At 62.0% G+C, this 15,321-nt stretch carries 29 protein-coding genes; 27 read left to right on the forward strand and 2 right to left on the reverse strand.

Annotation, left to right across the window (positions count from 1 at the left end):
• Positions 1-34: 34 nt before the first annotated feature.
• Entirely contained in the window at positions 35-328 is a 294-nt protein-coding gene (locus FRAAU_RS07245; RefSeq protein ID WP_041270444.1) for a hypothetical protein, read from the reverse strand.
• Here FRAAU_RS07245 and FRAAU_RS07250 point away from each other — a divergent pair.
• The 12 genes from FRAAU_RS07250 (at position 327) to FRAAU_RS16430 (ending at position 5,057) form a co-directional block, all read left to right on the forward strand.
• Positions 327-512 carry a hypothetical protein gene (locus tag FRAAU_RS07250; RefSeq protein ID WP_014402893.1) on the forward strand — a complete coding sequence of 62 codons (186 nt, stop codon included), beginning with the start codon at positions 327-329 and terminating at the stop codon, positions 510-512. The genes FRAAU_RS07245 and FRAAU_RS07250 overlap by 2 nt on opposite strands.
• 35 nt (positions 513-547) lie before the next feature.
• Positions 548-757 carry a hypothetical protein gene (locus tag FRAAU_RS07255; RefSeq protein WP_014402894.1) on the forward strand — a complete coding sequence of 70 codons (210 nt, stop codon included), beginning with the start codon at positions 548-550 and terminating at the stop codon, positions 755-757.
• Positions 750-1,052 (forward strand): hypothetical protein, encoded by a 303-nt coding sequence (locus tag FRAAU_RS07260; protein WP_014402895.1) that lies wholly within the window; start codon positions 750-752, stop codon positions 1,050-1,052. The genes FRAAU_RS07255 and FRAAU_RS07260 overlap by 8 nt, the downstream gene beginning before the upstream one ends.
• Positions 1,049-1,924, forward strand: coding sequence for a helix-turn-helix domain-containing protein (locus tag FRAAU_RS07265; RefSeq protein WP_083841136.1), 876 nt, complete (start codon positions 1,049-1,051; stop codon positions 1,922-1,924). Before FRAAU_RS07260 ends, FRAAU_RS07265 begins: the two co-directional genes overlap by 4 nt.
• Positions 1,902-2,402, forward strand: coding sequence for a hypothetical protein (locus FRAAU_RS07270; protein ID WP_052317850.1), 501 nt, complete (start codon positions 1,902-1,904; stop codon positions 2,400-2,402). The genes FRAAU_RS07265 and FRAAU_RS07270 overlap by 23 nt, the downstream gene beginning before the upstream one ends.
• Positions 2,399-2,605 (forward strand): hypothetical protein, encoded by a 207-nt coding sequence (locus FRAAU_RS17385; protein ID WP_014402898.1) that lies wholly within the window; start codon positions 2,399-2,401, stop codon positions 2,603-2,605. The genes FRAAU_RS07270 and FRAAU_RS17385 overlap by 4 nt, the downstream gene beginning before the upstream one ends.
• A gap of 190 nt (positions 2,606-2,795) precedes the next feature.
• Positions 2,796-2,990: a hypothetical protein gene (locus FRAAU_RS07285; RefSeq protein WP_014402899.1), complete on the forward strand. Its 195-nt coding sequence runs from the start codon at positions 2,796-2,798 to the stop codon at positions 2,988-2,990.
• Entirely contained in the window at positions 2,987-3,436 is a 450-nt protein-coding gene (locus tag FRAAU_RS07290; RefSeq protein WP_014402900.1) for a hypothetical protein, read from the forward strand. The genes FRAAU_RS07285 and FRAAU_RS07290 overlap by 4 nt, the downstream gene beginning before the upstream one ends.
• A gap of 106 nt (positions 3,437-3,542) precedes the next feature.
• Positions 3,543-3,932, forward strand: coding sequence for a DUF1364 domain-containing protein (locus FRAAU_RS07295; protein WP_245546451.1), 390 nt, complete (start codon positions 3,543-3,545; stop codon positions 3,930-3,932).
• Positions 3,929-4,102, forward strand: coding sequence for a hypothetical protein (locus FRAAU_RS17205; RefSeq protein WP_014402902.1), 174 nt, complete (start codon positions 3,929-3,931; stop codon positions 4,100-4,102). Before FRAAU_RS07295 ends, FRAAU_RS17205 begins: the two co-directional genes overlap by 4 nt.
• Entirely contained in the window at positions 4,102-4,437 is a 336-nt protein-coding gene (locus tag FRAAU_RS07300) for a hypothetical protein (RefSeq protein WP_014402903.1), read from the forward strand. The genes FRAAU_RS17205 and FRAAU_RS07300 overlap by 1 nt, the downstream gene beginning before the upstream one ends.
• A 2-nt stretch (positions 4,438-4,439) precedes the next feature.
• Positions 4,440-5,057, forward strand: a complete 618-nt coding sequence (locus FRAAU_RS16430; RefSeq protein WP_014402904.1) for a hypothetical protein — start codon at positions 4,440-4,442, stop codon at positions 5,055-5,057.
• 92 nt (positions 5,058-5,149) lie between these two features.
• Here FRAAU_RS16430 and FRAAU_RS07310 read toward each other — a convergent pair whose 3' ends face one another.
• Entirely contained in the window at positions 5,150-5,413 is a 264-nt protein-coding gene (locus FRAAU_RS07310) for a hypothetical protein (RefSeq protein ID WP_041270447.1), read from the reverse strand.
• An 81-nt stretch (positions 5,414-5,494) separates the two neighbouring features.
• On the opposite strand from FRAAU_RS07310, the gene FRAAU_RS16915 reads away from it, so the two are divergent.
• From FRAAU_RS16915 to FRAAU_RS07385, 15 genes are all read left to right on the forward strand, one after another.
• On the forward strand, positions 5,495-5,998 hold the full coding sequence (locus FRAAU_RS16915; RefSeq protein WP_014402905.1) for a hypothetical protein: 504 nt from the start codon (positions 5,495-5,497) through the stop codon (positions 5,996-5,998).
• The gene (locus FRAAU_RS07320; RefSeq protein ID WP_014402906.1) at positions 5,989-6,288 is read left to right on the forward strand and encodes a hypothetical protein; all 300 of its coding nucleotides are present in this window, start codon (positions 5,989-5,991) and stop codon (positions 6,286-6,288) included. The genes FRAAU_RS16915 and FRAAU_RS07320 overlap by 10 nt, the downstream gene beginning before the upstream one ends.
• A complete protein-coding gene (locus tag FRAAU_RS07325) occupies positions 6,285-6,551 on the forward strand; it encodes a hypothetical protein (RefSeq protein WP_014402907.1) in 267 nt (88 codons plus the stop codon). Before FRAAU_RS07320 ends, FRAAU_RS07325 begins: the two co-directional genes overlap by 4 nt.
• A complete protein-coding gene (locus FRAAU_RS07330; protein ID WP_041270449.1) occupies positions 6,548-6,898 on the forward strand; it encodes a hypothetical protein in 351 nt (116 codons plus the stop codon). The genes FRAAU_RS07325 and FRAAU_RS07330 overlap by 4 nt, the downstream gene beginning before the upstream one ends.
• 52 nt (positions 6,899-6,950) lie before the next feature.
• On the forward strand, positions 6,951-7,088 hold the full coding sequence (locus FRAAU_RS07335) for a hypothetical protein (RefSeq protein ID WP_156803373.1): 138 nt from the start codon (positions 6,951-6,953) through the stop codon (positions 7,086-7,088).
• 13 nt (positions 7,089-7,101) lie between these two features.
• Positions 7,102-7,437, forward strand: coding sequence for a hypothetical protein (locus FRAAU_RS07340; protein WP_014402909.1), 336 nt, complete (start codon positions 7,102-7,104; stop codon positions 7,435-7,437).
• Between the two features lie 11 nt (positions 7,438-7,448).
• Positions 7,449-7,712, forward strand: a complete 264-nt coding sequence (locus tag FRAAU_RS07345; protein ID WP_014402910.1) for a head fiber protein — start codon at positions 7,449-7,451, stop codon at positions 7,710-7,712.
• Between the two features lie 12 nt (positions 7,713-7,724).
• Positions 7,725-8,396, forward strand: coding sequence for a hypothetical protein (locus tag FRAAU_RS07350; RefSeq protein WP_014402911.1), 672 nt, complete (start codon positions 7,725-7,727; stop codon positions 8,394-8,396).
• A complete protein-coding gene (gene terL / locus FRAAU_RS07355) occupies positions 8,341-9,897 on the forward strand; it encodes a phage terminase large subunit (RefSeq protein ID WP_014402912.1) in 1,557 nt (518 codons plus the stop codon). Before FRAAU_RS07350 ends, terL begins: the two co-directional genes overlap by 56 nt.
• Entirely contained in the window at positions 9,894-11,432 is a 1,539-nt protein-coding gene (locus FRAAU_RS07360) for a DUF1073 domain-containing protein (protein WP_041270452.1), read from the forward strand. The genes terL and FRAAU_RS07360 overlap by 4 nt, the downstream gene beginning before the upstream one ends.
• Positions 11,368-12,042, forward strand: coding sequence for a phage head morphogenesis protein (locus FRAAU_RS07365; protein ID WP_217176266.1), 675 nt, complete (start codon positions 11,368-11,370; stop codon positions 12,040-12,042). Before FRAAU_RS07360 ends, FRAAU_RS07365 begins: the two co-directional genes overlap by 65 nt.
• A gap of 137 nt (positions 12,043-12,179) precedes the next feature.
• A complete protein-coding gene (locus FRAAU_RS07370; protein ID WP_156803374.1) occupies positions 12,180-12,359 on the forward strand; it encodes a hypothetical protein in 180 nt (59 codons plus the stop codon).
• 60 nt (positions 12,360-12,419) lie between these two features.
• Positions 12,420-13,730, forward strand: coding sequence for a DUF2213 domain-containing protein (locus FRAAU_RS07375; protein WP_014402915.1), 1,311 nt, complete (start codon positions 12,420-12,422; stop codon positions 13,728-13,730).
• A 9-nt stretch (positions 13,731-13,739) separates the two neighbouring features.
• Positions 13,740-14,234, forward strand: a complete 495-nt coding sequence (locus tag FRAAU_RS07380; protein WP_014402916.1) for a structural cement protein Gp24 — start codon at positions 13,740-13,742, stop codon at positions 14,232-14,234.
• A 77-nt stretch (positions 14,235-14,311) separates the two neighbouring features.
• Positions 14,312-15,319: a DUF2184 domain-containing protein gene (locus tag FRAAU_RS07385; RefSeq protein ID WP_014402917.1), complete on the forward strand. Its 1,008-nt coding sequence runs from the start codon at positions 14,312-14,314 to the stop codon at positions 15,317-15,319.
• Positions 15,320-15,321 lie beyond the last annotated feature (2 nt).

The following is a 15,321-nucleotide window of genomic DNA, read 5'->3' on the forward strand; positions in this document are numbered from 1 at the left end:
GTCTTGTCCTCAGTCCTCCGGCTCGCCGCCGGCCTCAATCCTCCTCAACAGGATTGTCCTTCTCCCACTGAATGCGCTCATCGAGGATCGCGGTGTACTCGCCGGTCATCTCGGTCACGAGATCAGAAATCCCGCGTGGAATTTGTCCGCACGAAGCAGCGATCGATGCAGTGGCAACAGCTTCAGACAAGCACTCATCAATCCGACGCCGGCAGTGCGGGGCGTCGCACGTATCCATCATCAGGGCCTTGATCACCGCGTCTTGCGCGAGTGACCGCGCATAGAGATCAAGAACCAACCTCTCCAGATTCAGCTTGGTATCCGACATGTACGAGAACCCTACTCATATCCGCGACAAAATCATCAAGGTTCGCCTGAACGCCGACGAGCGCAATCTCGTCGACGCATTGGCCCGCATCAACAAGACCCAGCCCTCGGTCTTCCTGAGGGACCTGGTGATCCAGGGTCTTGCTGTCGTGACGAAGGATACCCCCAAGCAGAGCGCCGCCTGAAGGACCCTAAATAGGCCCTCAGGAGGGCCCTCTAAATGACAGAAGACCTTCCCATCGACCTGACGCCTGCACAGGCGGACAGGATCTCAGCGTTTGCGAAAGAACAGGGCCTGACCGTCGAACAGGCCGTTACCAAGCTGGCCCGTGAAGCGATCAATGAGCGCTACGTGCTGCCCAAGAACCGGGGATCAGTTTTGCCCATAAGGGCCCTCAAAAGGGCCCCAAGAGGTCCCTCTCATGACTGATCGAGTCATCCATACGCCTGCATCTCGCGCCACCGATCCTGTGTCGTCGCACGACGCAGAGATGCGCGTCACGCGCTCCGGCTCCAGGCACTCCAACCGCCTCGCTGTCGTCGAGGCTGTTCGCCGCTACAACGACGACATGACGTCTGCCGAGATTGCCCTGGCTGCGGGCCTTGATTACCACGAGGCTGCGCGCCGGCTGCCCGAGTGCGTGACAGCCGGCGATCTGAAGAAGGGTCCCATGCGCGTCTGTTCAGTGCGCGGGACTCTGGTCTGCTCGTGGGTGATGGCATGAGCATCGAGATGATGAATGAGGTCAAGCCTCTAAAGATTGGCCCCACGCGAAAGGCCGTCATGATCTGGCTGGCCAACTGCGCCAATCATGACCGGAAATGCTGGCCCAAAATGAGCGACCTGGAGGATTGGACGAACTACGGTCGGACGGCAATCATTGAGGCGATCAAGTCCCTCGAAAAAGACGGCTATTTGACCGTGGATCGATCGGGGCGGAACAACGTTTACACCATGAATCAGGTCCGCCAGACGGACCAGTCCGTCTCCCGGACCAGTCCGTCTCCCGGACCTCAGAAGTCCGTCTCCCGGACCTCAGGAGTCCGCCAGGCGGACCCTAACAGTAATAAAACCAAAATAACAAACGAAGAGGAGAGAGTCGGGCGCATCCAGGCGACCTCGATCTCCTGTCCCGACGGCATCAGCGACGACCACTGGTCGATGTGGATCGCCCAGCTTCAGAGCGACGGCAAGGAATCAATCTCCCGCCTGCAGGCCGCCAAGCTCCAGGTCCTTCGCATCGTCCGTGATGGGGGCGACGCCGAGGCAGTCATCGAGGCCGCCGTGCTCCGCGGCTGGCGCGACCTGCAGGACATCCACGCCGAGATGAAAGCCAGGGCATCGGCCCGCAAAAACAATCACCAATCCAGCGCCGGCGATACGGCCGGTGGATCCAGCACCCGCACCGGAGTCAACTACCGTGGAAACCGCACATCAGGCCGCAAGCTCAGCGCTGTTGAACAGGTCGAGGCAGCCATTGCAGAAAACGAACGAGCACGAGCGGACGCTGCAGGCGCAGCATGCATCGCAGCCGAAGGCGCCGCAGACCATGGTCAATGCTTTTTGGGCGCGGATGGCGACGATGTTCGGGCATAGCTGGGTGAGCCAGTACGGCGCGAATCCTGCCGGGTTGGCGGGAGATACCTGGGGCACCGTTCTTGCTGGCCTGACTGGCGAGCAGATCGCCCAGGGCATGCGGGAGACGCTGGCACTGGGTTCCGATTGGCCGCCGAGCGCTCCGCGGTTCCGCGCCATGTGCATCGGCATCCCGTCGCTGGCCGCCACGCAGCACGCGATGCGTACCGGTGCCACCGACCCGTTTACCCGGCAGGCCTGGACCTACATCGACTCGTTCCAGTTCCGCTCGGCCGATGCTGATCAGGCCGCTCGCATGATGCGTGACGCCCACGAGCTGACGGTGCGATTTGTGATGGACGGCGGTGAGCTGCCCGCCGAGCCCGTCGCGGCGATTGCTGTAGACCCGGCGCCCGAGCATGTGCCGGCCAGTCCGGATTTTGCACGGCAGAGGATCGAGGAGATCCAGCGTCAGCTGGGTGCGGGAGAGGTGGCATGATCGAGCGCATCTCCGACACGAACGATATGTCCAGCGCAGCTGAGGAAATGGCCCGGATCGCTGCAGCTCAGTTCCGTAAGCCCGAAGGTCCCGCAGCCACCGGCGAATGCCTCAACTGCGGCGAATCACTGCCGGATGGCCTGCGCTGGTGCGACACCGATTGCCGGCACGATTACGAGCGTCGGGAGGCGATGTCCGCATGAATATGGACGTTCTCATCTACCGGATTCTGGCAGAAATGGGTCCGATGACGATCAGTCAGATATCGACGGAACTGTCCTGCAGCAACCGCAGTGTTCGCCAGCCTCTGGACCTTCTGGTTAATTCGGGGAAAGTATCGGCTACCCACTCGGTGAAGGGCGGATCTTACTGCGTCACCTATGAGGCCGTCGCATGACTGCCTTCGCCTGCGCCCATCACATCGCCCGCATCGGCCGGCTGCCCAGCGCCCAATGGCGTGCCGAGGTCAACCAGCTCCCCGCCGACTGCGGTCGCAACGATTGCACCACCCGGAACTGCCAGCGCGAAGTCCAATCGCGCCTTGAGATGCAGTGGAAGATCCGCCGAGCCAAGAGGAAAGCAGCATGACCCAGACATTCACCCTCAACGCCGGCGGGGTAGAGCGCGCCGATGTGATGGCCAGCGCTGTGCGGTTCATTGCCGGATTACCTGGATCCAAGAGCTGGAAGGTCGAGATCAAGGAGTCCCGCAAGGGCCGCACCCTCGACCAGAACGCAGCCCTGTGGGCCGTGGCCTATCCGCCGCTGCGCGAGGCCACCGGCCACAGTGTCGAGGATCTTCACGAGTATTTCTGCGGTGAGTATTTCGGATGGACCGAGTACGAGGTGATGGGAAATCCCCGCAGCCGGCCGATCCGGACCACGACGACCGGCGAGGATGGTAAGCGAGACCTGATCGACGCCCGGACTTTCAGTGACTTCTACGCCACTGTGCAGCGCATTGCTGCCGGCATGGGAGTGATCATTCCGGATCCCGATCCGTTCCATGGGGACGCCGGGAGGTGGGCGGCATGAAGGTTTGTCCGATCAAGCCACGGATTGCCGCAATCTTTGGTCAGTGGATCTGTTTTTCTGACGACTGCGGAGGGCGAGGCTTAACGCCAAGGGATGCGTACATCGCGTGGTTTTTGAACTGGTCTCAAGGCGGCCAGAGGGCATTTCGATGAGCGCACCCAAGATGACCAAAGCCCGCAAGCTGGCCAAGGGGCAGCCGTGCATGATCCGCATCCCCGGCATTTGCAATGGCAACCCTGAGACGACGGTGCTGGCTCACTACCGGCTTGCCGGCTATAGCGGCACCGGAATGAAGCCGCCGGACGAAATGGGGGCATGGGCCTGCTCGGCGTGTCATGACGTGGTGGATGGGCGGGTTCGACCAAAGTACTCATGGATTTCTGGTGGTGATGGCAGCCTCCTTTCCAGTGATCGATTCTCCAGTGGTGCGATCAAGCTCATGCATGCGGAGGGCGTCATGCGCACCCAACAGGCGATCAGGGAGATGGGCCGATGAGGGCGATCATGCTGCATATCGGGCTGGGCCTTGCGATGTTCGCGGCCATGCTCCCGGGCCATCCGGCGCTCAAGAGCATCTACCGGGCAGCGGCAGAACGGACGGAGGAGCAGATCCGGGCAGAGCAGAAGCGGGCCCGAAAGCTCGCACGGCCGGCGTGGAGGCAGTGATGGTCATGATGCCCATCAAGACTGTATCGGTCCTCAACGGATCGCAGGGCAACTGGCGGCCGGCTGCCGCACGCCGACGCCGGCAGCGGTCGGATGCATTCGTGCTGTGCCCGCGGGCCAGCCTCCCATGCACCGTGACCATGACGCGGCTATCGGCCGGCACGCTGGATGACGACAACCTGCGCAGTGCCCTGAAATCAGTCCGGGATGGCATTGCCGACCGGCTGGGAATTGATGATCGGGATCCGCGCGTGAGCTGGGCCTATGCCCAGGCGAAGTGCCCGCGGGGGAAATTCGGTGTTCGCGTTGAATTTGAATCAAAACAGGGGATCTGACCATGGCGCATATCGGCAAACTACTGGGGCGGCTGAACCCCAAGACGCAGACCTTCACCGATGCCTCCGGCGGCGTTCCCGAACTCACCCCGCAGGATATCGCCGGGGCGCTGGCGTTCGTGCCGTCAGGCCTCGGTCGCGAGCTGCTGTGCCACGTCTGGTGGCCTGGAGGTGCTGAGCGCACCAGGGCGCAACTGGATGCGGCGATCATGGAGTTGCTGGCAAAAGAGTGGCGCCGCCGTGAGGACGCACAGCTGGACGCCATGCTGATGGTCGCAACACCCGATGTTGGCCGCCGCCGGGCGCAGGATGCCTTTGCCCAGGCCCACAAGGAGCGCTGGCCGAGCTGGGGGAAGATGGAGCAGGGCATTCTGCAGCCGTCAGAGGTCTACGTGCGGATCAGGGACGCCGTGCTTATGGAGCTGCGTGCAGGCTATTTTGGTGATGCTGACTCAGGCGCAGGCCGCGCATGGAGTGACCGTGATCGGGCTGAGATGATCGAGCGCTCGAATGTCACTTACAGCACCAACGGATGGAAGCGAGTCTACGAGTGGCTGCTTGATCACTGCGCGAATGAGGTCGGCATTGCTCAGAGACGATTCGGACGTGCAGCCGCTTAGACTGTTAGTGTGAAGCACTAACAGTTTTTGGGGTAAATTCCCTATCGTGACGAAAGCCCCGCCGGGCACTGGCGGGGCTTTGACTTCATTAATCAGCTGTTGCGAAGATGGTTGAAGAGATCAAGTATTTCCCTTACTGATGATGCAGTGATGATGTTGTCCATGTCTAGATCATGAGGTGACGGGCCAATGACTGATTCGCCCTTGATGTTCCACGAGCATCCCGTGTCGACTGCCTCGATATCTATCGACCCCGAGAATGTCTCGTCTTTGCTCGATGGGTTGTAGCCGTCAATGGTTCCGAACTTTCCAGATACGGTTCTGATGGGCATTTCAAATATCTTCACATAAGTCATTTTCACAATCTCTTTGATTTTCAAACGAAATGAGCTTCGGATTCAGCCGTAGCTGTATTTATTGTAGCTAATCGGTGCTTTATGCCTCTTCCCCTGCCAATCGAGCCGCAGGTGGCACTGGCATCTGTCATCGACCCAGCCCTTGAACAGCTTCCCCGTGCCCTTGATAGCGATCAGGCCGCCGTTCTGCTGCTGGCGATTGCCATCCAAGAGTCGGGCCTGCGTACCCGTCAGCAATATGGCGGACCTGCACATGGCCTGTTCCAGTTCGAGACGGGCGGATGCAGCGCAGTACTGGGAAGCCCGCTCAGTCGGCCGCTGCTGTTGCCAGTCCTCACGCAGCATGGCGTGTCGGCCACTCCTCAGGCGATCTATCAGGCGCTGCTGACGGACGACATCCTTGCCGCCAAGGTTGCGCGTTTGCTGCTGTGGACTGATCGCCGCGTATTGCCGGCCCTCGGCGACATCGAGGGCGCCTGGAAGTACTACTACCGCAACTGGCGGCCCGGCGGCCCACGGCCTGACCACTGGCAGGTCAATTACCGAATAGCGCTCACAGCGCTTGGGAATCACACATGTCACTGAGCATCTTCGCATCCATCGGCGTGCGGGCATCTGCTGTCGTCGCTGGTTTTGCGGGGAGCGTGGTGCATATCGCAGTCACCGAGCAGATGACCCGGGCCCGTGCTTTGGCGGCCATTGTTGCCGGCACCGGCTGTGCCGCCTATCTGCCCGACTACCTGGTGCTGCACTACCAGCTGCCGGCGCCCATGACCAACTCAATCGCGTTCGTCTGCGGCCTCTGCGGGCTATCGGTCGCACTCCGGGTGCAGGCGATGATCACCAGCGCATTTCATGGAGGTAACTCCAAATGATGCTCGCAACGATCAACATCCTGTCAGCCCTACTGGTGTTGGCCGTGTCCATCGATGCGGCTCGGCGCCTGTCATTCCGCTGCCACCCGGTAGCCACTGGCGGTCATGTGTTGATGGCGATTGCCGAGATGGTGTGCATCTACCAGACCGCAGACCTTCGCAGCGTCCCTGCCTGGGTGGCAGTCATCAACCTGGTGCTGTCCTACATGGCCATGTCGTCATACCTGCACATCGAGCGCACAGGGAGGTTCGGCTGCAAATGAGCATCGCAACCATCATCGCAGTGCTCAATGGCATCTGGACCCTTGGCAAGAACCTGATCGGCGCCTTCAAGAAGAAGCCGGCAGGGCAGGGCGCCGAGGATGCCGCCACTCAGGCAGTAGCTGCCACCAACACCGAATCGAGCGAGACGGCGAGCATCGCCCGCCAGTCGATCGCATCCGTCCAGGAGTCAGCCAATGCTGCGCGTACTGAGAATGACCACCTTGCTGCTGATGCTGCTTCCGCTGGGAGCGTGCAAGACGCTGACCAAGTCGTCCAGCGAGCCATCGCCGCAGCAAACGCAAAACTTAATCCAGGTTCGGACCATCAAGCCGACCGTCCTGTGTGATATGGGAGATCTCCAAAGTGACCCCCTCCCGAATTATCCAGCTCTGCCTGGAATGGTTCCGCTCGCCGCTGATAAAGCCCGCGACGTCTGGGCCATCGGCGTTGCCGGTCAGTACGGCCAGCTCGCCATCCGATACAACGCAATCCTTTCCTGTCTCGCCGGCTATCGCCAGCGCGGCCTTATCAACTGACGAGGTTATCCCCATGTCGTTTTCCCTGTCCAAGATCGGTGCCGATATCACCGAGGCCGTATCCGCCGCCGAGGCCGTGGGCGATGCGATCAAGGTCGTCTACAACTCCGTCGCCCCGCTGATGGACTCGGCTGAAAAGGCCTATGACGGCGTCACCGATGCCGGCGGCACCAAGAAGGCTGCAGTGCTGGCGAGCGCCAAGGCCGTGGCCGAGGCCCTGGGGCAGGACTGGAAGAGCATCGAAGCCGGCGCATCGTCCCTGGTTGACGCCATCAAGGGCGCCTACAACGTGGCGAAGGACATCGTCGATCCGGCGAAGTCGACCACCGTCGCCAGCGCTGCGGCGTAAGGGGGTAGATCATGACTGTCAATGTCGTGACCGAAGACGGCACCATCGCCGAGGTTTCCACCCCGAGTGATGCCTCCGGCTCCTCCTATACCCTCCCGGCTGCCACCAGCTCTGCCCTGGGCGGTGTGAAGGAGGGCGCGTATGTCGCCAATGCCGGCGAGTCCACCGCAACGGATGTGGCTGGTGCGGTAACGTCCATCAATGCCGTCGCCACCCAACTCAATGCGCTGATCGCATCGCTCCAAGCATCGGGCGCATTGGCTGCGTCCAGCTGATCGAGGTAAGTCATGGCCGGCAACAAATCAACGAAGCCGGCCACTGACTGGGAACGCATCGAGGCGGACTACCGGGCTGGCGTGCTGTCGATCCGTGAGATCGCTGGCAATCATGGGATCACGGATACCGCCATTCGTAAGCGGGCCAAGGCCCATGGCTGGGAAAGAGACCTTGCCGAGAAGATCCGGGCAAAGGCCGAGTCCAAGGTTCGCAGTGCAGAGGTTCGCACCCAGGTTCGCACTGAGGGCGCAATCTCGGATCGCGAACTGATTGAGGCCAACGCCGAGGTCATCGCCAACGTCCGCATGGCCCACCGGCAGGATATTGGTCGGGCACGCAGTCTCGCCATGTCCCTGCTGGCTGAGCTGGAATCGCAGACGCATCACCTCGATATGGTGGATCAGCTGCGCGACCTAGTGGTGAACAGCGAGGACGGCATCGACGCCAAGCTGCTGACGATGTTCCAGGCCGTGACCTCACTACCTGGTCGCACCAAGACCATGAAGGAGCTGGCCGACTCGCTGCAGAAGCTCGTGACGCTGGAGCGTGATGCCTATGGGCTGGCCGAGGCATCCAAGGTTGAGCTGACCGGCAAGAACGGTGAGCCGATCCAGCAGCAGGTATCCCATGTCGATGAGCGCACAGTCTCAGCGGTCATCGACCGACTCAACGCCGAGTTCTGAGGGGCTTCCCCTCGATCTGGCGATCATCAAGCAGCTGTGCGAGCGGGATCACCTGTTCTTCAGTCGCTACTTCTTCAAGCACCGGCAGGGCATCCGCTTCCTGCAGAACTGGCACCACCGCCGGATCTGCTCGATTGTCGAGGATGTCATTGCTGGTCGACGTAAGAACGTCGTCATCAACGTTCCGCCGGGCAGCTCCAAGACGGAGCTGGTGGCAATCAATCTCATCGCCCGGGGGCTTGCCATCAATCCCCGGGCCCGGTTCCTGCATATCTCCTATTCGGATGACCTCGCGCTGCTCAACAGCGAGACCGCCAAGGAGATCGTGCAGTCCGAGGAATACCAGGCGCTGTGGCCGCTCTCGATAGCCTCAGACGCCAAGAGCAAGAAGCGCTGGAACGTCGAGGCCAATGGCCAGAAGCTGGGTGGCGTCTATGCGGTTTCGCTCGGCGGCCAGATCACTGGCTTCCGTGCCGGCCACATGGCTCCCGGATGGCAGGGCGCGATCATCATCGATGACCCGCTCAAGGTCGAGGATGCGTACAGCAAGACGAACCGCGACAAGGCGAACCGTAAGCTGCTGTCCACGGTGAAGAGCCGAAAGGCCAACCCGGACACGCCGATCATCATCATCATGCAGCGCCTGGCTGAGGAAGACCCCACCGGTTTCATCAAGTCCGGCAAGCTGCCGGGTGACTGGGAGTTCATTGAGATCCCTGCGCTGATCGACGATGCATACATCGCCGCACTGCCCGAGGATCTGCAAGACGCGGCGTCCCAGGGCGATGCAGATCAGGACGGCCGGCGCAGCTACTGGCCCTACAAGGAGCCACTGGACGATCTGCTGGCGATGGAACGGGCTGACCGGTTCGTGTTCACCGGCCAATACATGCAGCGGCCCAGCCCGCTCGGCGGCGGCATCATCCAGTCGGCCAAATTTGGCCGGTACAAGGTGGTCCCGGAGATGGTCAAGCGGGTCATCTTCGCCGATACGGCGCAGAAGACGGCCGAGCGCAACGACTACTCAGTGCTGGAATGCTGGGGTCTGGGCAAGAACGGACGCATCTACCTGCTGGACCTTCTCCGCGGGAAATGGGAGGCGCCTGAGCTGAAGCGCAAAGCCATCGACTTCTGGCACAAGCACCTTGCTGTGCCGGCGTGGCCGAATGGCGCCCTGGTCAAGCTGATGGTCGAGGACAAGGCCTCGGGCACAGGCCTGATCCAGGACATCCGGGCATCGGGATTGATCCCGGTCGAAGGTATCCAGCGCAACACCGACAAGCTGACCCGCGTCATGGACGTGGTCAGCTATATCGACTCTGGCTATGTGCACATCCCCGAGGATGCGCCATGGATCAGCGACTTCACCGCCGAGTGTGACGCCTTCACGGCGGACAACACCCATGCACACGATGACCAGATCGACCCTATGGTCGATGCCATCAACAACCTGCTGGGCACCGGCAGGGTGCTGAGCGTCTGGGAGAAACTGGGCCAATGAGCCGAGGCAAACGGAAAACGCCACGGCTCGGCACGTCAGCAATGGCGCGCGACTCGGCCAAGGCCAGGCGCAAGACCATCGACAGCTTCGAGAATTTCGAGGCTCGGGTCGGCATCCAGGCGGGCAACCTGTCGGGCGGTGCCGGCTACACGTTCGATTTCGTCTCGCGCAACCGCGTCGAGATGGAGGCCATGTACCGGTCCAGCTGGATCGTCGGCCAGGCCGTCGATGTGGTGGCCGAGGACATGACCAAGGCCGGTATCGAGCTTCGGTCTGAGCTGGACCCGAGCGACGAGGCCAAACTGCTCAAGGCCATGACCAAGATGCAGCTCTGGGATCAGCTCTGCGACACGCTCAAGTGGTCACGCCTCTACGGCGGCGCGGTCGGCGTGCTGATGATCGACGGCCAGGACATGAAGACGCCGCTGAACATCGACAGCATTGGTCGCGGCCAGTTCAAGGGCATCCTGCCGTTGGACCGTTGGCTGGTGCAGCCCTCGATGGAAGAGCTGATCACCGAGTACGGCCCCGACATCGGCAAGCCGAAGTTCTACGACGTGGTGGCCGACAGCATGGCCCTGCGCCGGCAGCGGATCCACTACACCCGCGTTGTGCGCTTCGATGGCGTGGATCTGCCGTACTGGCAGCGCATCAGCGAGAACCTGTGGGGGCAGTCTGTCGTCGAGCGCCTGTATGACCGCCTCGTGGCGTTCGACAGCACGACGCAGGGCGCGGCCCAGCTGGTCTACAAGGCCCACCTGCGAACCTACAAGGTCCCAGGCCTGCGCGAAGTGATTGCCATGGGCGGCCCTGCGCTTGAGGGCCTGCTCAAGCAGATCGACATGATCCGCCGGATGCAGACCAACGAGGGCATGACCCTCATGGATGCTGCCGACGAGTACGAAGCCCACCAGTATTCGTTCTCCGGGATGGCTGACATCCTGCTGCAGTTCGGCCAGCAGCTTTCTGGCGCCCTGCAGATCCCACTGGTCCGCCTGTTCGGTCAGTCTCCGGCTGGACTGAACTCGACCGGCGAGTCGGACATGGAGATGTACCGCGATGGCATCCATCAGCGGCAGGAGCGCCGTTTGCGCACGCCGGTGGACACGATCCTGCGCATCCTCTGCCGGTCGGTGCTGGGCATCGACGCACCGGAAGAACTGGACTTCGACTTCGTCCATCTCAAGCAGATGACGGCCGAGGAAAAGGCCAATGTCTCGAAAACGACCACGGATGCCGTTATCCAGGCATTCGATGCCGGCCTCATCTCGCAGCGCGTGGCTCTGAAGGAGCTGCAGCAGTCGAGCGACGAGACCGGCATCTGGACCAACATCAGCGACGAGGATATCGAGGCGGCCGACGATGCGCCGCCCGATCCGGGAGAGGGCGACTTTGGCGAAGATCCATACCCGCCGGAGCCCGGTGCCGACCCGGAAGGCGGAGATCCAGTACGCGGCCAGTCTGAAACAGGTGGCGGCCGCGATCGGTCGATTGATCGCTGGCTTCGACCCTGGCGATATCGGCGCGCTGCCTGATATCCAGTCTCGGCTGGAGCAGTACAGCTACAACCTGGGCGACTGGGCGCATCGCACTGGCCTGAGGATGATCAAGGACGTCAACGCCCGCGATCTGAAAGCATGGCGCGAGCACTCGCGGGACATGTCCCACGCACTTCGCAAGGAGCTGCTGAATGCTCCGACCGGCCAGGCATTCCATCAACGGCTGACGGAGCAGGTCCACCTGATCCAATCCCTGCCGCTGGACGCTGCGAGGCGCGTGCATCACCTGACGACCGAGGGCCTGACCAGCGGCCGGCGTGCTGAGGACATCGCCAAGGAGATTGCGAGATCCGGCGAGGTGTCGGCATCGCGGGCGATCCTGATCGCTCGGACTGAGGTGTCCCGCACGGCATCAGTTCTCAGTCAGGCCCGCGCCCAGCATGTCGGTTCGACGGAGTACATCTGGCGAACCTCGCAGGATGGCGACGTCCGGCCTGGGCATAGGGCCATGAACGGCACCGTTTGCAGATGGGCAAGTCCGCCGGGCATCAATGAGGGCACGGCGAGCAAGCCGAGAATCATGCACCACCACCCCGGCTGCATCTGGAATTGCAGGTGTTGGGCGGATGCGATTATTGCGGAGTGAGTTCATGGTCCGCATTCATCCTGACTGGAATTTGAGCCGTGATTGAGCAGACTGGACAGATTTAAAAAGCTGGCCAATAGACACCAGTTGATGGCATGATTCGGCGCCGCAATATTGCGGCGCAACATAGGCATGACATGGCTACCGAACTGAAAGAAGATCAGAAACTTAAAGCGGACATCATGGCTAAGATTTTGGCAGGTGCCATCGATGGCGCGACCCTGTACGCCATCGGCCATGGGCGCGCAAACCTCAAGTACTCCGGGATGCTGAATGGAGCAAAGCGGATTGCCGATGACATTCTCAAGAAAGTCTGATCCATCGCATCAATGTAGAACGAAGGCCCGCACTGCGCGGGCCTTTTTTATGGGCCAAATATGCGCTTCTACACCATCCAAAAGCTCGGACCGAAGCGCGAGCTGACGCCCGAGGGCTTCCTGCTGTGCCTGGACGTGCCGGTGGCGCGCACTGGCGAGATGATCTACGGCGAAGGCGAGGTGCCCATCGAGGGCAGCATGGACGGCCTGATCCGGATCACCCGGACGCCGGACGAGGTATTCCGTGCCGAGACACTGGCCAGTTGCCAGGGCAAGCCCATCACGCTCGACCATCCTGACGAGTTCGTGACGCCTGAAACGTCGCGCACACTGTCCATGGGGTCGATGCAGAACATCCGGCGCGGCACTGGAGCTGATGAGGACGTGATCCTCGCCGACCTGCTCATTACCGACGCGGAGGCTATCAAGGCCGTGCAGGCCGATGGCATCGAAGAAGTCTCGCTCGGGTACGAAGCCGACTACGAGCAAACCGAACCCGGCCGCGGGGTGCAGCGGAACATCATCGTGAATCACTGCGCCCTGGTGCGGTACGGGCGTTGTGGCCCGCGCTGCGCGATTGGGGACAAGGAGACTGTTATGGCCAAGCCCGTCAAGCCCGGGAAGAAGTTGTCGTTCAGCGACCGACTGCGTCGCGCCTTCATGTCCAAGGACGCCGACGAGGCCGAGAAGCTGGCCCAGGAGGCCGAGGACGCAGCCGAAGAGGAAGAGCAGAAGCGGCGCGAGTCGGAAGATTCCGGCGACGATGATGACGGCGACGATGGCAAGGGCCGGGACAAGGTCGGCGACACCGCCACGCTGAAGCTGCTGCGATCGATGGACAAGCGCCTCAAGTCGTTGGACGAGCGCATGTGCAAGATGGAGGACGCCGAGGGTGATGGCGAAGAGGAGGAAGAGGCGGAGACCAACGACGCCGGCGACCTGACCAGTGCCGAGGCCTCCCCGAAGGTCGATCTGGATGGCGTGAAGATCTACACCGGTGACGCCCGCACTCAGTTCCGGCAGCGGCTGGAAATCGTATCGCCCGGCGCCAAGATGCCGACCTTCGATGCCAAGACCACTGATGCGGCCATTGCCGCGAAGCTCTGCGCGTGCCAGCGCCGCGCCCTGGGCGACGCCATGAAGACCGACGGCGGTCTGAGTGCAGTCTCCCCGTTCCTCGGCGGACTCGATCCGCAGACCGCCCCGATGGCCGTAGTCAATGCCGCTTTCACCGGAGCTGCCGAGCTGCTGCGCCGTCGCAACAACGACCACGGCAGCATGAGTCTGCCCAACCAGCGGCAGATGCCCAACAGCATCGCCGACATCAACAAGCGCAGCCAGGCCTACTGGGCCGACCGCGCCGCACGCTGAGGAGCTGACATGCCCGCCTATCTGTATCGCATGCCGTCGGGTATCCCCGGCGACGTCACCCGCTATTCCGTTTCCACCATCGAGCCGGTCCCGACCGATTCGAGCAATCCGTTCGCCAGCTTCGGCATCCCCGGCAAGATCGTCAGTGGCAAGTTCGTGCCGCTGGCATCCGGCGACACCGATGTGAAGGTCTACGGCTTCCTGGTCCGCGCCTATCCGACCCAGAACGGCGTCAATCAGGCGCTGGGTGCCGATACCCCGCTGGCTGGCGTCATGGGCAATGTCCTGCGCCGCGGCTACATCGCCGTGAAGCTCAATGCCGGCGTGGCCGCGCTGGGCGCTCCGGTCTACGTCCGCGTCGGTGGCGCCACGGACTCCCAGCCCATTGGTGGTATCGAGGCCGCGGCCGACGCCACGGCCGGCAACACCATCGAGCTGGCGAACTGCACCTTCATGTCCGCGGCTGATGCCTCGGGCAATGTCGAGATCGCCTACAACCTGTAATCCCCCACAAAGCCCTGCCAACGAAGCCCTGCCATCGAGCGGGGCTTTTTTGTGGGCGCGATTCGAGGAAACCCCCGATGAGTCAACTGATTCTCCCGCGCTCGGTGAAGCGAGCGTATACCCGCGATGGCCTGCAGACCTTCGACAGCCGCACCATCGACAGCTCCGGTGCGTTCCTGGTCGGCGAGCTGGAGCGCCTGGACTACCGTCTGCACGAGCCGCTGGCCGCAGTGACCTGGTCGCGCGATATCCATCTGCGCGAAGATGTTTCGATGGCCGACGAGATGTCGAGCTTCACCAACAGTTCGTTCGCTGCCGCGGGCGGCATCTCCCCGACCGGCAAGGCCTGGGTCGGCAAGGACGCCAGCGCTATCACCGGTCTGGGCCTGGACATCGGCAAGACCATGCATCCGCTGTCCCTGTGGGCCATGCAGATCGGCTGGACCATCCCGGAACTGGCCTCGGCGCAGCAGCTGGGCCGTCCGGTGGATCAGCAGAAGTTCGCCGGCATGAATCTGAAACACCAGATGGACATCGACGAGCAGGTGTACATCGGCGATACCGTGCTGGGCCTGGAGGGCTTGGTGAACAGCTCGGCCGTCACCACCACCAACGTGGTCAACGGTGCGAGCGGATCGCCGCTGTGGTCGAGCAAAACCCCGAAGGAAATCCTTGCGGACTTCAATGCGATTTTGAATCTTGCGTGGGAGGCATCCGCATATGCGGTGTGCCCGACCAAGGTGCTGATTGCTCCGGCGAAGTACTCGATCCTGACCCAGCCGGTTTCTGAGGCGGGCAATATTTCGATTCTCGAGTATGTTCGGACCAACTGCATATCGCACAACGTGAATGGGCGTCCGCTGGACATCCAGCCGGTGAAGTGGCTGGCGGGCCGCGGAACCAGCGGCACCGATCGCATGGTGGCCTACACGCAGGAAATGGACCGCGTCCGCTTCCCGTATGTGCCACTGCAGCGCACCCCGCTGGAATACCGCGACCTGCGTCAGCTGGTGACCTACTTCGGTCGCCTGGGTGCTGTGGAGTTCGTGTATCCCGAGACCCTGGCCTACGCCGACGGCTACTGAGG

It is taken from the genome of Frateuria aurantia DSM 6220 (genome assembly GCF_000242255.2).
GTDB lineage: Bacteria > Pseudomonadota > Gammaproteobacteria > Xanthomonadales > Rhodanobacteraceae > Frateuria > Frateuria aurantia.

What these genes read in the sequence shown, in the direction of transcription:
- FRAAU_RS07370 (WP_156803374.1), top strand. Translation starts at nt 12,180, where the DNA reads ATGGCTACCGAACTGAAAGAAGATCAGAAACTTAAAGCGGACATCATG.
- FRAAU_RS07290 (WP_014402900.1), top strand. Translation starts at nt 2,987, where the DNA reads ATGACCCAGACATTCACCCTCAACGCCGGCGGGGTAGAGCGCGCCGAT.
- FRAAU_RS17205 (WP_014402902.1), top strand. Translation starts at nt 3,929, where the DNA reads ATGAGGGCGATCATGCTGCATATCGGGCTGGGCCTTGCGATGTTCGCG.
- terL (WP_014402912.1), top strand. Translation starts at nt 8,341, where the DNA reads ATGTCGATGAGCGCACAGTCTCAGCGGTCATCGACCGACTCAACGCCG.
- FRAAU_RS07330 (WP_041270449.1), top strand. Translation starts at nt 6,548, where the DNA reads ATGAGCATCGCAACCATCATCGCAGTGCTCAATGGCATCTGGACCCTT.
- FRAAU_RS07300 (WP_014402903.1), top strand. Translation starts at nt 4,102, where the DNA reads ATGGTCATGATGCCCATCAAGACTGTATCGGTCCTCAACGGATCGCAG.
- FRAAU_RS07285 (WP_014402899.1), top strand. Translation starts at nt 2,796, where the DNA reads ATGACTGCCTTCGCCTGCGCCCATCACATCGCCCGCATCGGCCGGCTG.
- FRAAU_RS07335 (WP_156803373.1), top strand. Translation starts at nt 6,951, where the DNA reads ATGGTTCCGCTCGCCGCTGATAAAGCCCGCGACGTCTGGGCCATCGGC.
- FRAAU_RS07255 (WP_014402894.1), top strand. Translation starts at nt 548, where the DNA reads ATGACAGAAGACCTTCCCATCGACCTGACGCCTGCACAGGCGGACAGG.
- FRAAU_RS07250 (WP_014402893.1), top strand. Translation starts at nt 327, where the DNA reads ATGTACGAGAACCCTACTCATATCCGCGACAAAATCATCAAGGTTCGC.
- FRAAU_RS17385 (WP_014402898.1), top strand. Translation starts at nt 2,399, where the DNA reads ATGATCGAGCGCATCTCCGACACGAACGATATGTCCAGCGCAGCTGAG.
- FRAAU_RS07260 (WP_014402895.1), top strand. Translation starts at nt 750, where the DNA reads ATGACTGATCGAGTCATCCATACGCCTGCATCTCGCGCCACCGATCCT.
- FRAAU_RS07245 (WP_041270444.1), bottom strand. Translation starts at nt 328, where the DNA reads ATGTCGGATACCAAGCTGAATCTGGAGAGGTTGGTTCTTGATCTCTAT.
- FRAAU_RS07375 (WP_014402915.1), top strand. Translation starts at nt 12,420, where the DNA reads ATGCGCTTCTACACCATCCAAAAGCTCGGACCGAAGCGCGAGCTGACG.
- FRAAU_RS07360 (WP_041270452.1), top strand. Translation starts at nt 9,894, where the DNA reads ATGAGCCGAGGCAAACGGAAAACGCCACGGCTCGGCACGTCAGCAATG.
- FRAAU_RS07350 (WP_014402911.1), top strand. Translation starts at nt 7,725, where the DNA reads ATGGCCGGCAACAAATCAACGAAGCCGGCCACTGACTGGGAACGCATC.
- FRAAU_RS16915 (WP_014402905.1), top strand. Translation starts at nt 5,495, where the DNA reads ATGCCTCTTCCCCTGCCAATCGAGCCGCAGGTGGCACTGGCATCTGTC.
- FRAAU_RS07345 (WP_014402910.1), top strand. Translation starts at nt 7,449, where the DNA reads ATGACTGTCAATGTCGTGACCGAAGACGGCACCATCGCCGAGGTTTCC.
- FRAAU_RS07270 (WP_052317850.1), top strand. Translation starts at nt 1,902, where the DNA reads ATGGCGACGATGTTCGGGCATAGCTGGGTGAGCCAGTACGGCGCGAAT.
- FRAAU_RS07385 (WP_014402917.1), top strand. Translation starts at nt 14,312, where the DNA reads ATGAGTCAACTGATTCTCCCGCGCTCGGTGAAGCGAGCGTATACCCGC.
- FRAAU_RS07265 (WP_083841136.1), top strand. Translation starts at nt 1,049, where the DNA reads ATGAGCATCGAGATGATGAATGAGGTCAAGCCTCTAAAGATTGGCCCC.
- FRAAU_RS07380 (WP_014402916.1), top strand. Translation starts at nt 13,740, where the DNA reads ATGCCCGCCTATCTGTATCGCATGCCGTCGGGTATCCCCGGCGACGTC.
- FRAAU_RS07310 (WP_041270447.1), bottom strand. Translation starts at nt 5,413, where the DNA reads ATGACTTATGTGAAGATATTTGAAATGCCCATCAGAACCGTATCTGGA.
- FRAAU_RS07340 (WP_014402909.1), top strand. Translation starts at nt 7,102, where the DNA reads ATGTCGTTTTCCCTGTCCAAGATCGGTGCCGATATCACCGAGGCCGTA.
- FRAAU_RS07320 (WP_014402906.1), top strand. Translation starts at nt 5,989, where the DNA reads ATGTCACTGAGCATCTTCGCATCCATCGGCGTGCGGGCATCTGCTGTC.
- FRAAU_RS07325 (WP_014402907.1), top strand. Translation starts at nt 6,285, where the DNA reads ATGATGCTCGCAACGATCAACATCCTGTCAGCCCTACTGGTGTTGGCC.
- FRAAU_RS16430 (WP_014402904.1), top strand. Translation starts at nt 4,440, where the DNA reads ATGGCGCATATCGGCAAACTACTGGGGCGGCTGAACCCCAAGACGCAG.